Source organism: Pseudoalteromonas tunicata (assembly GCF_002310815.1).
In the GTDB taxonomy this organism is placed as follows: domain Bacteria; phylum Pseudomonadota; class Gammaproteobacteria; order Enterobacterales; family Alteromonadaceae; genus Pseudoalteromonas; species Pseudoalteromonas tunicata.
On the sequence record NZ_CP011032.1, the window covers coordinates 2,207,902 to 2,221,436 of the forward strand.

The following is a 13,535-nucleotide window of genomic DNA, read 5'->3' on the forward strand; positions in this document are numbered from 1 at the left end:
GCTATTTATTTGTCAGTAATACGGGTTGAGGGTGATATTGGTTTAGTAATGCAGTTTTTAAGCGAACACTATCTTCTGGCTGCCACGCTGACAGTAATCGAGCACTGCAAGCAAATTGATACGCTTCGGCCAGCGTATTGCTAAGCCAATTTTGTTCGCGAAATAAAGTAATGGCGCCCACTGAATGTCCCTTGCAATGTAAAGACGTGGGCAGCGCTTGTGGTATAAACGCCTTAATGGCAGCTTGTTTTATCGAAATATCAAACTGTTCATCTTGATTAAGGTACTGTTTAACCGTACAAAAAACATTGGCTAACGCAAACAGTACATTTAAATACGGATTATAACGCAGGCTTGCCGCGCCCAAGCGATGCTCGACGCGTGCCGTGGCATGCCAATCTATTTGGCTTAATAATACTTGTTGGTTTAAGCCAATAATTAACGGTGTTTCACCCATTAATTGATTATGTTTGCCATGCTGTTTATAAAGCGCAATACTGCCTTGATGACCGCCTGATATGTCTTCTGGTGAGCTCAGCTCGGCATCAAGCTGATAGTTTCTTTTTAACCCTAAACGCTCAAACGCTTCTTCTTCAGGGAGGTAAATTAAGCTACACCCTAGGCTTGATTGCAAGAAAGACTGCTGTAATTGCTCACCAAAATCCGCTTGAGGCACTAAATTTTTGCCTTCACTGTCTTTGACACTGACATTAATTTGTACAGCATTTGGAATATGAACCAATTGAGTGCCATTAGCAAAAATCGTCTTATTCCCTTTAGCTAAACGAGCCGTATCGCCGGCCCACAGCACAGGTTTAATGAAGACTTGTTTGATACCTTGTTGACCAAACAGTTGAGGTAAAACCATCATGGCACGAGCTAAATCATGGGCTTCGGTTAACGGAGATTGGCCATTAAACAACGACACATATTCCCATTGGTTGCGCCAATATTCAGGTTTTAGTTCACCATTTATACCCAATTGAGCTAACTGGTAATTAATACGACCCAGGTTTGCATGGTTGTGCTGCAATGCATTGCCAATCAGCGGTGGTTCATACCCTCCTTCAAGCTCAAAATGAACCACAGGAGTTAAATGAAGATGCTTAAAGATACTTTGGAATAGCAAAATGGCTTCTTTGGCCAAGCGACTCACTTCATCCATTAATAATGAGAACCTTGTTGTTATTTTTGCTGTTAAAAAGTAAAGCGCAATTTAATGACAATTTTATCATCGCGGCCAAACTGCTAACTAAAAGAGAATGTGCACTCAATACGCCCCGCTACAGACTTTAGTTCACTATTAAGCGGCACTCTAATTTTTATGATTATTTTTAAATTATGATCATTTTTAAACTCAGTACCGTATTATCGAATAACAAAAATTGCATAAGAGCCGCCAATGTTTAGTTTTTTTAAATCTGATCCAAGCAAAAAATTGAGAAAACAATACGATGCCTTGTTAGAACAAGCCATGCATGCACAAAGAAAAGGCGATATTCGCGGTTATTCAATGCTGACCTTAGATGCTGAAAATCTATGGCAAAAAATTCAACGCCTAGAGGCCGAAAAAAAATAGAATTTACTCTATTAAAAAGGTGGGGTTGAGCGGTTACTTATTTTAGACTCTCGAAACATCGGCAACATAAAATGGGTAGCAGTTAACTACTTGGCTGTGTTTATGTGCTGTTTTGCTCGTATCTACGGCAAAGCTGTCTCTCAACTTACACAAGGGGAATACTAAGGCGATATTGCGCGCTAAGTGCGCGCAAAACAGACCATCCTCAGCTTTAAAGCAATATCACAGCAAGCATATCTTCATCGTGAACATCCATGCCGGTTTCAATAAAGCCTAAACTGGCAAAAAAACGTTGTGCAACGCTATTCTTAGGGGAATAACAAATCTCAATTTCATTTAAATCAGGGACTTGTTTAATTTCCTCAATCACCATACTCAAGGCATGGCGACCTAATCCTTGTTGTTGATAATTACAATCAATCATAAAACGCCAAATAGATATGCGCTCAGGCGTTTCTTGCACCCACATAACCAACCCAACTAATTGATCTGATAAATAAATAGCGCGAGCGTGATAACCCGAATTATAAGCAGCCTCAACCAAAGTCCAAGTATTACTTGCCAAAAAACCAACTTGCTCTGGTTGCAGTTCAAGATCGCAGACATCTTCATAATTGTGTGAATCAATCTCTCGAAGAGATAAAGTCATAGTCTATTCCTTTAAAAAATAAGCAGTTATAAAATACAACTGCCTATGGGTATTCACCAAGTTACCTATTACTTGCAGACTAACATCTGTAATTAATACCCAAAAATGACATCATACCTGAGCAAGTCCCCTTTAAGCGTGGTTTTTAGATGAATCACCATATAAACCTGTACAAGCGCGTTCTCACGCATAAAAAAATAGCCCACTGTGAATGGTCTATTTTGATGGGCTTCAATAGAGGGCATCCCTGCCTATGCACGTGTTTTTGGGATTAACATGAAACAAAGGATAACAAATACAACTGTCCGGTTGTTAAGTGTTTAACGCATGTTGAGCTGCTCACCTCCTTCTAACATCATTGTGCAGCAACAAAATTAAGGGCGTAACTGTGAAAATTGGTACTTTTGCACTAAAACATGCTGCAGACTTTTAAGGGCGCGTTGAATAGCATGCAGTATATTTTTGCCTCTAGCTTTTACCACTGCCGTAGGTAAGCCTGGCAATAACATATTGATTTTGCACTCCTTAAAAGTACCATGCAAAGTCGATGGAACATCATCAACATGAATATCTACTTTACGAACATGCAAAGCGTATTTGGCTATTTTATTTTTGACCAATTTTGACAAAGAGGCCTTAATACCCGATTGAACCAATTTATTTTTGATTGTCAGTTTTAGCTTCATACCATTACCACCTTTTAGTTGCGCCTACCTTGCAGGCTTGGGCTTAATCTACTAACGTAACCAACAAGATAAAAGCTGATTATTTCTGACTAAAGAACAGGTATTTTCGAATGATAACCAACATTAACTACAATCATTTATATTATTTTTGGCAAGTGAGCCGCTGCGGTAGTATTGCAGCAGCGAGCAAAATCCTGCATTTAACGCCGCAAACAGTCAGTGCACAAATCACCAGTTTAGAGCAGCGTTTAGGCAAGCCTCTGTTTATTCGTGAGGGGCGCGGTTTAAGGCTAACCGACTTTGGCCAAGTTACAGTGCAATATACCAACGATATGTTTGCTATTGCCGAAGAATGGCTCGAAACAACCCAAGGCGACATAGCTCAAATATCACAAACCTTAAAAGTGGGCATTTCAGATGTATTGCCTAAATCGCTCGTCTCCAAGTGGCTCTCCCCTTTAATCGATAATGAACGCATCACCAACCTACACTGCATCGACGGCCAGCAAGATGAGCTATTAGCCCTTATGGCGACCCATAAACTCGATTTAGTTTTAGCAGACAAACCACTAGACAATTCGCTGCTTTTTAAAGCGTTTTGTCATGAATTAGGCAAAAGCCAGCTAGCGTTTTTTGGCAATAAACACTGGCACCAACAATTGGTCGCCAACTTTCCACAATCGCTTCACAATCAACCCGTAGTACTGCCCGCTAAAGGCAGCCCAGTAAGCCGAGCAATCTATTTTTGGTTGCAAGAGTTGGGCATAGAAGTCACTGTTGCAGGCCACGTCGATGACAGCGCCTTAATGAAAGCACTTGGTGAGCAAGGCTTTGGCGTTTTTCCTGCTCCCATGCTAGTGAAAGCCGAAATTGAGCGCCACTACGATGTGCATTTTATTGGCACCATTGAAAACGCCTACCAACATTATTACGCCTTCACCCCAGAGCGTTTAATTAAAGACACTATTTATACTGAATTTGTAAAATATGCGCAGATGAACCAATAAGTTAATAACCTTAATACTTGAAAATAAATTTATCTTGCCAAGCTTTGTAGCACAACTTAGATAATTATTTTTAATTTAATATCTTGATGAGTCTCTTATCTTGAACTGAGGTTAAAAAATATTGATAAACAAAGAACCTAAATGTGAAATGGTGAAGTATTCAGAAGGGCCTAGCTAATTGATTGCTTTAAAGTCACTTGTTTTTGCAATCATTTCAAATGCATTTCTAAACTCTAAAATGCGGGCTTCTGTGATACTCGCTTTACTGAATGCATAAAAAACTGGATTACTATTGATAACCAAAGGATGGATTTCAAGCCGATTTTTGAGTTTATTTGGCAAGCCTTTTAAAAACATTTCATCAACAAGAAAGGCATCTATTTTACCCGACTCTAACAGCTCAAGCCGCGTTTTATTGTGCGCTAACTCAACGAGTTTTTCTCTAAGCGGCGCATTTTTATTTAAGACCTGTTCAAATTTTTCACCAAAATAAGACCCTCTTTGACGCATAATTACCGCATCGAGTGCTTCTAATTGCTGCCAAGTTTTAATCAAAGGCAAACCGCCTTTTTTACTCACCAGTTTAATGTATTCAATTCGTTGTGGACCAACAAAATAAAAGTATTTTTCCCGTTCAACCGATTTGGTGACATTAACCATTAAATCAATTTCGCCATGTTCAAGTAACTTTAAACCACGAAGCCAAGGCGCTTCAACTATCTTCAACTTACAACCAACAGCATTTATTAAAATATTCGCATAATCAATATCGATACCAGACCATTGTTGGTTATTTTTGATTGCTAAAGGTGGGAATACATGGGCTCTCATCGAGATCTCACAACGACCAAACACACTGGCGCTAAATAAAATAATACTAAAAATAAGGGAGCGTTTTATCATTAGAATCGACTTTAAATAGCAGGTTAATTAAGCATTGATGGCAAGCTATGGTTTGTCAAACCATTCATTATGGGTCATCCAAGAAGTGTCATTTCACCACGAACAAAGTCATTAAAGCGCACACTGAAGCGTAAAGGCGCCGAACTTTCCTATTGTAAAATAATGCTCAACCCTAAGTATTTTCTTTTTGAAACAACAGTCAAAAAATCTGACCCTATGGCTTTCTCTTATACCGCGGTCTTATTAACTAAAAACTCACTGGCTATCAATAAATTATGAGGTATTCAGCCTTTTTTACATATAGTAAAAAACCAATTTTGATGCTGAAAAGGTAGAAATAGACCGTAAAATCAAAGACATTCTACTGCTAATGTTTCGTATTTAAGCAATAAAGTAATTTAACAATGCCGCGATAACTCGCGGCATTGTTGTGCTATCGATAGGGTTTATGTCAAACAATTCAATGCTATTAAAGTGTCTTCTATGGCTTTGTCGATAGGTGTTGAAGGCTCTTCGCCTAACAGCTGAAGAAGTTTATTATTTTTCATCCTAACTGGCTGCTTCCAAAGATATTTCATTTCTATCAATTCTTTAATAGTGGTATTAAAGGGGGCGATTAAATGCATGAGCCACCAAGGAAAAGTAGAAATGTTAGGTGTTTCACCCATGTGTCTTTCTACGACTCTACAAATGGCTTTTGCCATTTGTTTACCATCCTCATCCCAGAAACCATTCATATGAAAAGTTGCAAAAGCGTCTAAGGTATCGCGAATTTCAATCAATTTGACCATGGTTTTTGCCACATCAGGCAAGTAAGCCCATTGATGTCCAACATGAATTGTAGACGGATTACTGATGTTTTTGATTGGCTTATTAGGTTTTATTAATCCCTGAGAAAACCAGCTGTTAGCTGCACTTGGACCAAAAAAATCCCCTGCTCTTACAATAATGACTCGCCCACCTTGCATCGCAAAATTTTGCAAGCGTCGTTCCATTTCAACTCGAATAAGACCCTTTTTTGTTTCTGGATTTTGTGGTGAGGCTTCGTTTACTGAAGGGAAAGCATTTTGACCATAGTTATAAACTGTACCAGGAAGCACGATGCATGCGCCGATTTTCTTCGCGACTGTAATCGTATTATCCAACATAGGTAAAACGAGCTCTCCCCAATTTTTATAACCAGGAGGATTAACACCATGTAGGATAATTTGACAGCCTACTGCCGCAGTTTCTACATCGGCTTGATTGAGTGCATCACCTTGGAACCAAGTGATGTTATTGTTTTCAGGTGTTTGATGAGTGCCGCGTTTAAGAGCATGAATGTGCCACCCAGCATTATTTAATTGGCGAACTACTTCGCTGCCAATACCGCCTGTAGCACCTAATACTAAGGCTTTCTTTTGTTCTAATGGTGTAGTCATCTTGATTCTCCAAATTTACTAGATTGTTGAAGCAAGCTTAGATATTCTTTGAGCTAAATGAAATTGCCTAAAATAATAGAGTGGTTATACATTTTTGTATGGGTGAAAATATTGGATGGGAATTGTATCGATCATTTCTTCGCGTTATGCAAGAAGGGTCTTTATCCGCTGCGGCTCGTGCTCTTGGTTCAACTCAGCCGACAGTTGGACGCCATATTGCGCAGTTAGAACGAGCATTGAACATTACGCTATTTATCCGCGCTCAGGGTGGGCTGACACCAACAGAGGCTGCCAACGCTTTATTGTTGCCAGCCACTGAGATGGCCAGCCTTGCTGAGGCTATGGAGCGTGTTGCCTGTAGTCAAGGTGATGGCATTCAAGGGACGGTACGTATCACAACAAGTGATGTAATTGGAACCGAAATATTGCCAACTATTTTTGCTGAGATGGTCAAATTGTTTCCTAAGATCACTTTAGAGTTGGTCTTGTCGGACAAGGCGCAAGACCTATTAAATCGAGAAGCAGATATTGCAATACGATTGTTTCGCCCGACACAAACCCAACTAATTGCACGGCGTATTGGCAACATAGACGTGGGATTTTTTGCCCATAAAGAGTATTTAAAAACGCAAGGCACGCCCACGACTTTGGCCGACCTAAATGAACATCGCTTAATAGGATTTGATAAAGTAACGAATTACATTCGAACGGCGGAAAAAACGCTGCCTTTTTCTGTAGATAAAAACAATTTTTGTTTTCGTACTGATAGCAATGTGGCGCAACTTGCACTAATTCGTGCAGGCGCTGGTATCGGTATTTGTCAGGTAGGCTTAGCCTCGCAAGATAAAAATTTAGTTCGCTTATTATCAGACGATTTCAATTTTGAAATGGATACTTGGGTGACGATGCATGAAGACCTTAGGAAAAGCCCTGCTTGTAAAGCTGTCTTTGATCAACTGGTTAATGGTTTGCTGAACTATGTGAATTAGTCTGAGAGAATGTCGAGTTTTGTGAAATAGTCCGATTTAGCGAGTGACTATAGAGCCCAACATAATTTGCCGTTGGACTGTATTTATTCTAGCCCTTTAGTTTAGATAATACTTCACTGAACCAAATTTTACGTTTAAAGCATGGGTTTTTAGACGACATATCTATTTTATAAGGATTTGGCTCATAAGTGTGTGGTAAATCGTCAATATTGTATAGTGCTTGAGCCAGCCAGTTTTCAACTTTTAATACGACCATTTTCTGACGTAAGTGACCTTGCTCATCACGATTAAAAATCGTTGCTAATGTATTCAGTATTAAAATTTCACTAATAGCTGAATGTGACAAACGCTCACAGTCTTCATTGCTGGCATAAAAATGTGGTACTGCAAACACCATACGTTTAGGGTTAATTTGCTGTAAAAATTGGCAAGATTTCACTCCTGTAGACCCGTGCTTACTCTGTCGTCGCACAACACACTACTCGCGCCATCAAGACCATCGAAACTGTGTTCAATAATGCAGCTTATGTTTTCTAATGCTTTGATTTTAATTTATTCTTTAAATCTTGTATGCGAAAATAAAACAAGGTTGAGATTATCTCTCAATTCATGTTCTAAATTAAGCTAACCCCAAGCTGTATTTATATCCGTATTTCAATTTAATTAAAGTCAGTATTAGCACTCAATATGAATTCATATTCACTAAAGAAAAAAATATTATTGTCGGTTGTTCTCGCCCTCGTAATCGTCGTTGTCTTATTATCATGGTATAGCTACTCCACGCAAAAAGCGTTGTTACTGCAAAACAGTGTTGATAGTGTCAGGCAAGCAGGTAAGCAACAAGCAGCACGTATTGAAGCTTGGTTAGCCGATCGTCAGCGAGTGATCGCCTCTGTCGCCACTAAAGTCGAAGGTGATACGCTTAATGCATTGCAGCAAGCACAGGTATCTGGCGATTTTCAGCTAACCTATTTTGGTAACCGCGACGGGCTGATGGTAGATTCTGACCTCAGCATTGACCGTTCAGGTTACGATCCTCGCACTCGTCATTGGTATCAGCAGTCACAACAAGCTCGTAGCAGCATACTTACCAAGCCTTATTTGGATGTGGCCTTTAATCTACTGGTCGTTACCATAGCTCAACCAACGCGTAATGGTGTGGTTGGCGGTGATGTGTCAATTTCAAGTATTGTCGATAGTGTTAGTAATATGTCATTACCAGCAAACGGTTACGCCATCATGATGCATGAAGACGGTACTGTTATCGCCTACAAAGACTCAAGTAAATTGATGGGTAAAATAACCAATATTGAGGCTAAATTAAGCAGCCGACTAATCGAATCAAGTAGCCAAACAGGCCAACTTACGCCTGTTTATTTTGAAACTGAAAATCGGGATAAGCTACTTTGGAGTGAAAAAGTCCCCAACACAGATTGGCAGCTGATTTTTGTACTCGACAAACAAACGTTAGAAGCACCATTGCTAAGCTTGATGCTCACCCAGTTAGGACTCGCAACGCTAGCTCTGATTATGAGTGTCATATCTATTTCGTGGTTGTTAAGCTTATTGCTTGCGCCACTAAGTCGCGTTTCGCAGGCGTTATCACATATTGCTGCAGGTAATGGTGATTTAACTCAGCGTATTACAGTCGACAGCCAAGACGAAGTCGGCATGTTAGCTGATAGCTTTAATAGTTTTGTGAGTAGTCAACACCAGCTGATCAGCCACATTCGTCAGCTAGCGACCGATTTGGATTCAGATGCCGAGAAAAGTTTACTAACTAATCAATCGAGCGTTAATGAATTACAGCGCCAACAACAAGAAGTTACCATGGTTGCGACCGCAGTTACAGAGATGTCCAGTGCCACTCATGAAATTGCCGCTAACGCTGAAAATACCGCAGCAGCTGCTCAGCAATCAGCTCAAAGTAGTGCTCAGGGTAAAGGTTTGGTTGATAAAACCAGAACCACAATTAACTCATTAGCATCTGAAATTGATCAAACCACAGCGGTTATCAGTGAGCTGAGCCTTCATGCTCAAGCAATCTCAAGTATTTTAACGACGATTCAGGAGATTGCAGAGCAAACGAATTTACTGGCATTAAATGCTGCTATCGAAGCTGCACGCGCAGGTGAGCAAGGGCGTGGTTTTGCCGTTGTCGCAGATGAAGTGCGGGTATTATCACATCGTACTCAAAACTCTACCGCAGAGATTTATACCACTATTGAAACGTTGCAAAATACCACTAAAAAAGCGGTTAGCTTGATGGATAGCAGTAAAGGGTTTGCTAATAACAGTGTTAATGATGTCAACGCAGCAGCGCAAGCTTTAGAAGAGATTACTCAAGCAGTTAATGAAATTTCCGACATGGCGGGGCAAATTGCAGTCGCAGCAGAAGAGCAAACACAGGTAACAAATGAGATAACCAGAAACACGGTTGCGATAAAAGATGTCACTGATGAAATCACCTCATCGGCTATGACCCATTTAAGCCAAGCAAAAATGCTTAAAGATCGCGCAACTGACTTGAACAAAAAAGTAGCTACCTTCATTTTGTAATGACAACTCTTTTGTGGCCGACTTAGTGCCACACGAATCAAAAATTAGTAAATTTATAGGGGGGAGATTTTCCCCTCATTTATTTTCAATTAAAGATATTTATACAAACAGGTTTATAAATTAAGTATTTACAAAGAAGTTAACTGACGCTGCACTTTTGAGAGCGACATAATCGTTTTAATAAACGAAAAATATAGTGATAAGTTCAATAAAAGAAACTTGAAAACAATTGACCGTAAAAAGACGGTAGGAGCTGAAAGATCAGGACTCATTTGGCCTTTTACAGTATGAAAGTAAACCAAAATAGTATTGTTAGAATTGCTATTAATGAATATTTTTTATTTATCATAATAAAATAATTATAATCCGTTATCTTAAGCAACTGCTCTTGCTTTTTATTTACAAAACATTCTTGGCATAAGGCCTAATTTTTTGCTGTTTAATGTAAAAAAAACAAAGCGCTGACACTGTTGGTTTTTCTTATACGTGGACTTTATATGTCAAGTCTGCGACTTCGTCACCTGTAATGCCCCTGACCCCCAACAATGCGCTGGTTGCTCTTTAATTGTGATTTCAATATCAACTGGTGAAATGCCTAATCGCGTTTCAATATTACTAAAGAGTGTCTTGATTAAAGCCTTTTTAGTTTCTACTTTGCGACCTTCCATCATGTTAACTTCAATCACTGTGTAAGAATCAGAGCGGCCGCAAGGGTAGTAAAAATCGCTTTTATCAAGTGGGATGAACCTATGAGCTCGCTTATTTTCAGGTAAACCTAAAGTTTGTGTCATCGACTGTTGGATCACATCTGATAAATCAGCTTTTATGGGATCCAAGTACTCTTTAATACCATATATGACAACCACTATTTCTCCTTAAAACGTATTACTAGATTACATAATTACTCGTTTTAACTTTATTTTTTCTTAAACAGCAAACGATAACTGAGTTCCTATTTTGATTCAATTGTTTAGCGGGTTTGTTATGATGTTTAAAGCTATTTCCATCGCCAAGTATACTGAGGCGTTGCGCTACACTGAGAACTAAAATCTTGTGAATTTTTAGGGTAATAATCACCATATGCAAGATACAAAACCTGACGCTACTCTTTTCTTTTTCAATTCGATGCTCAGAGATGCTGTTATGGGGGAAGCGACAAAAGCTTAAAATTAGCAAGTGACGCCAGAGTCTCTGTTATATTGATTATCTATCGCTCTTTTTCGGCTATTATTTTATTTAGTATATCTTTAAGGTTTTCAATATCATCGGTAATTAATTTACGGCCTGTATTAATTAACGAAATACCAATTTCCAGCCAAATTCGTAGCAACATTATACCAAGAAACAGCGCAGCAATATTTAGGATACTACTAGGTAGCATTATTTCAGTGGATCCGAATGTTATTGGTTCAATTACTTTTTCAGTACCTACAATATAATCGTGTATTGGATTATTGGTGAAGTCATTAATGTATTCCGTTAAATTGAATACCAACATCAGCAAGATGATAACACCAAGGGCGACTAGGAATGCTCCGACATTTTTTCTCATATTATCCAAATTTAATACCACCACACTATATCAACATAACAAGACTGAAGGATTACACCAACAGCCAAATTTAACTAAAAATCAAAATTCCTTAAATCAAGCCAAAGAGTTTTTAAAGCATTAGATAATGCATTTGGAACCCATAAAACAAGTTTTTTAATTAAAAAGAGTAATTCTACATCCTCAACAGCGCCATAAACGTCGCGAATTTGCGAGTGTCTGACGACTGAAGGGAGCGAATTTAATGGCATTGTTAGTGTTCTTATACATGCTGATCTATAAGAATAGGATTGCCATCTGGGTCAATAATCGAGAAACTCGATGGACCTTGCTCTGCGGCAACAGAATCTTCAGCTATTTGTATACCTTTAGACTTGAACTGCTCAAGCAACTGGCGCACATCATCAAACGACTCTAAATTTTCAGCATTTTGATTCCATCCTGGATTGAAGGTCAGTATATTTTTTTCAAACATACCTTGGAATAAGCCAATGTTTGTGTCCCCGTGCTTCATTATCAAAAAACCATGAGACTCTTCACCGGCAAACACTTCGAATCCAATTTTTTCGTAGAAGGCTTTCGATTTTTCCAAATCTTTCACAGCCAAACTTATTGAAAAGCAACCTAATTTCATAATCTTCTCCTTATTGTCATTCTTGAACACTAACGAGAATGTTGAATTACTCGTTTTTAAAGTTATTTTTATTAGTCCATAAACGATAACTGAGTTGCTATTTTGATTCAATTGTTTAGTCGGGTTTGAGTGGGTAGTTTAAATAGGCGTTCTATACCGATTTTGTTACGGTTTCCCTGCAATAATTTTTAGCCTATCAATATTTTTTATGTTTCGTCTTTTATTTTACATCAGTCGACTTGGCTAAATGATGCGCTGTACATTTTTAAGCGCTTGCGCGTACTAAAGTCGGTCATTTTTACTATCGTGACTGTTAACTTATGTTATTGTCGTTTGAAAATAGGTGAATGTTCAACGTACCGCATTGCAAAATATACATTTAAATCGAGACTATGCCGTGTTATAAAAGTTATTGTTTAATAAGGAAGTTATGAGGTTTACACGCTTTGAAATATTTTAATATCCTAGCCACCGCCGCAATGTGTTTATTATTAGTGGCATGCTCAAGCGAATCTGACAAAACCGCTTTTAAGCAATATGAATTAGCTAAAAAAAATCGCGATTTACATCAATTGCACACAGCCTTAATCACGTTGAATACTTTAGACCCCGAATCATTTGAATCAGAGCTCAATACTATCAAGCAATCGGTGGCTTTATTAAAACAACTCAATTCAGATCGTTCTTTTTCAAGTAACTATTTAATCAGCCATCAGGCGAACCTATTGTTTAATAGTAAACAAGCAAAACAGGCGATTGTGCAGCATGGCAGCCAGCTCAATGAACTCATAAAAATAAACCAATTGATCACCAGCGCATTGACAGAACCGGCTCAGCTTACAGTGGCGTTTACCCAGCAACTTCAAGCATTGCCCTTAAATAAATGGCCTTTGGTTGATTTAAACAGTCAACTAAAACATACCATTAACGCTAAAAATGCTCTCGAACAAGCGCTACAACTTGCCAAGCTACATAAGTTAACTCAATACGCCCCTGAAACTGAGGCGCTGTTCGTTACGTTGAGGTTACAACTTACATTAAAACTTAACCTAATTGATAAGGTTTATATTGTCGCATTTACCAAAAGTGCAGATGAAATACGCGACCACAATCGGTTTTTAACTGACAAATCAAGCCCTTTGTTAAGCTCTTTTAATCCAGATAATGCATTGAATGCAATGCAACCGTTATTTATAAAAGCACAAGAGCAATATGCACCTTTTTTATTAGTTACCAATAACTTAATGACGCATCCTGTTTTTACTGACTATCCCAAAATACACCAAGCCTTACTTGATTGGTCGCAACTAGAACGTGATATTTTAATGCCTTACGATAATTTTGTGAGCTATAGCCAAAATAGCGAACAACGAGTTGATAAAATTAACACTATCTTGGCGTTATTGAGTCAACAGCATCAACAAAGTAGCTTAGAACATGCTCAATTGGCTCTCAATGACATACAAAAACAGCACCCTCAAGCATTCGACTTGATGGAAAAGTTAAAACATGACAGTGTTTTTGTTTATAGCGCAACATACAATTAGGAAATACAT

The 13,535-nt window shown here is 38.6% G+C and carries 14 protein-coding genes; 5 read left to right on the forward strand and 9 right to left on the reverse strand.

Annotated elements, in window-relative coordinates; all coding sequences use genetic code 11:
• Position 1: 1 nt before the first annotated feature.
• Positions 2 to 1,165, reverse strand: coding sequence for a hypothetical protein (locus PTUN_RS09995; RefSeq protein WP_009840143.1), 1,164 nt, complete (start codon positions 1,163 to 1,165; stop codon positions 2 to 4).
• Between the two features lie 237 nt (positions 1,166 to 1,402).
• On the opposite strand from PTUN_RS09995, the gene PTUN_RS21790 reads away from it, so the two are divergent.
• Entirely contained in the window at positions 1,403 to 1,579 is a 177-nt protein-coding gene (locus PTUN_RS21790; RefSeq protein WP_009840144.1) for a DUF6435 family protein, read from the forward strand.
• Positions 1,580 to 1,790: 211 nt separating this feature from the next.
• Here the strand turns inward: PTUN_RS21790 and PTUN_RS10000 are convergent, their stop codons facing one another.
• A complete protein-coding gene (locus PTUN_RS10000) occupies positions 1,791 to 2,228 on the reverse strand; it encodes a GNAT family N-acetyltransferase (protein ID WP_009840145.1) in 438 nt (145 codons plus the stop codon).
• A 374-nt stretch (positions 2,229 to 2,602) separates the two neighbouring features.
• The gene (locus tag PTUN_RS10005; RefSeq protein WP_009840146.1) at positions 2,603 to 2,914 is read right to left on the reverse strand and encodes a hypothetical protein; all 312 of its coding nucleotides are present in this window, start codon (positions 2,912 to 2,914) and stop codon (positions 2,603 to 2,605) included.
• A 110-nt stretch (positions 2,915 to 3,024) separates the two neighbouring features.
• Between PTUN_RS10005 and nhaR the strand changes: the two genes are divergently transcribed.
• Entirely contained in the window at positions 3,025 to 3,921 is an 897-nt protein-coding gene (nhaR, locus tag PTUN_RS10010; protein WP_009840147.1) for a transcriptional activator NhaR, read from the forward strand.
• 174 nt (positions 3,922 to 4,095) lie between these two features.
• Here the strand turns inward: nhaR and PTUN_RS10015 are convergent, their stop codons facing one another.
• Both PTUN_RS10015 and PTUN_RS10020 read right to left on the reverse strand, forming a co-directional pair.
• Complete coding sequence (locus PTUN_RS10015; protein WP_009840148.1) at positions 4,096 to 4,824, reverse strand: substrate-binding periplasmic protein; 729 nt, start codon at positions 4,822 to 4,824, stop codon at positions 4,096 to 4,098.
• Between the two features lie 446 nt (positions 4,825 to 5,270).
• Complete coding sequence (locus PTUN_RS10020; protein ID WP_009840150.1) at positions 5,271 to 6,245, reverse strand: NAD-dependent epimerase/dehydratase family protein; 975 nt, start codon at positions 6,243 to 6,245, stop codon at positions 5,271 to 5,273.
• A gap of 122 nt (positions 6,246 to 6,367) precedes the next feature.
• On the opposite strand from PTUN_RS10020, the gene PTUN_RS10025 reads away from it, so the two are divergent.
• The gene (locus PTUN_RS10025) at positions 6,368 to 7,234 is read left to right on the forward strand and encodes a LysR family transcriptional regulator (RefSeq protein ID WP_198138449.1); all 867 of its coding nucleotides are present in this window, start codon (positions 6,368 to 6,370) and stop codon (positions 7,232 to 7,234) included.
• 88 nt (positions 7,235 to 7,322) lie between these two features.
• Here the strand turns inward: PTUN_RS10025 and PTUN_RS10030 are convergent, their stop codons facing one another.
• A complete protein-coding gene (locus PTUN_RS10030; RefSeq protein WP_009840152.1) occupies positions 7,323 to 7,673 on the reverse strand; it encodes a hypothetical protein in 351 nt (116 codons plus the stop codon).
• A gap of 248 nt (positions 7,674 to 7,921) precedes the next feature.
• On the opposite strand from PTUN_RS10030, the gene PTUN_RS10035 reads away from it, so the two are divergent.
• Complete coding sequence (locus PTUN_RS10035; RefSeq protein WP_040644161.1) at positions 7,922 to 9,793, forward strand: methyl-accepting chemotaxis protein; 1,872 nt, start codon at positions 7,922 to 7,924, stop codon at positions 9,791 to 9,793.
• A gap of 500 nt (positions 9,794 to 10,293) precedes the next feature.
• Here the strand turns inward: PTUN_RS10035 and PTUN_RS10040 are convergent, their stop codons facing one another.
• The 3 genes from PTUN_RS10040 to PTUN_RS10050 form a co-directional block, all read right to left on the reverse strand.
• Positions 10,294 to 10,659, reverse strand: a complete 366-nt coding sequence (locus tag PTUN_RS10040) for a tautomerase family protein (protein WP_009840154.1) — start codon at positions 10,657 to 10,659, stop codon at positions 10,294 to 10,296.
• Between the two features lie 341 nt (positions 10,660 to 11,000).
• The gene (locus PTUN_RS10045; protein WP_009840157.1) at positions 11,001 to 11,345 is read right to left on the reverse strand and encodes a hypothetical protein; all 345 of its coding nucleotides are present in this window, start codon (positions 11,343 to 11,345) and stop codon (positions 11,001 to 11,003) included.
• A 262-nt stretch (positions 11,346 to 11,607) separates the two neighbouring features.
• A complete protein-coding gene (locus PTUN_RS10050; RefSeq protein ID WP_040644162.1) occupies positions 11,608 to 11,979 on the reverse strand; it encodes a VOC family protein in 372 nt (123 codons plus the stop codon).
• A 446-nt stretch (positions 11,980 to 12,425) separates the two neighbouring features.
• Between PTUN_RS10050 and PTUN_RS10055 the strand changes: the two genes are divergently transcribed.
• Complete coding sequence (locus tag PTUN_RS10055) at positions 12,426 to 13,526, forward strand: hypothetical protein (RefSeq protein WP_040644163.1); 1,101 nt, start codon at positions 12,426 to 12,428, stop codon at positions 13,524 to 13,526.
• Positions 13,527 to 13,535 lie beyond the last annotated feature (9 nt).

Bases quoted from the DNA above. Each gene is read 5' to 3' on its own strand.
- PTUN_RS09995 (WP_009840143.1), bottom strand. From the start codon at position 1,165: ATGGATGAAGTGAGTCGCTTGGCCAAAGAAGCCATTTTGCTATTCCAA.
- PTUN_RS21790 (WP_009840144.1), top strand. From the start codon at position 1,403: ATGTTTAGTTTTTTTAAATCTGATCCAAGCAAAAAATTGAGAAAACAA.
- PTUN_RS10000 (WP_009840145.1), bottom strand. From the start codon at position 2,228: ATGACTTTATCTCTTCGAGAGATTGATTCACACAATTATGAAGATGTC.
- PTUN_RS10005 (WP_009840146.1), bottom strand. From the start codon at position 2,914: ATGAAGCTAAAACTGACAATCAAAAATAAATTGGTTCAATCGGGTATT.
- nhaR (WP_009840147.1), top strand. From the start codon at position 3,025: ATGATAACCAACATTAACTACAATCATTTATATTATTTTTGGCAAGTG.
- PTUN_RS10015 (WP_009840148.1), bottom strand. From the start codon at position 4,824: ATGATAAAACGCTCCCTTATTTTTAGTATTATTTTATTTAGCGCCAGT.
- PTUN_RS10020 (WP_009840150.1), bottom strand. From the start codon at position 6,245: ATGACTACACCATTAGAACAAAAGAAAGCCTTAGTATTAGGTGCTACA.
- PTUN_RS10035 (WP_040644161.1), top strand. From the start codon at position 7,922: ATGAATTCATATTCACTAAAGAAAAAAATATTATTGTCGGTTGTTCTC.
- PTUN_RS10045 (WP_009840157.1), bottom strand. From the start codon at position 11,345: ATGAGAAAAAATGTCGGAGCATTCCTAGTCGCCCTTGGTGTTATCATC.
- PTUN_RS10050 (WP_040644162.1), bottom strand. From the start codon at position 11,979: ATGAAATTAGGTTGCTTTTCAATAAGTTTGGCTGTGAAAGATTTGGAA.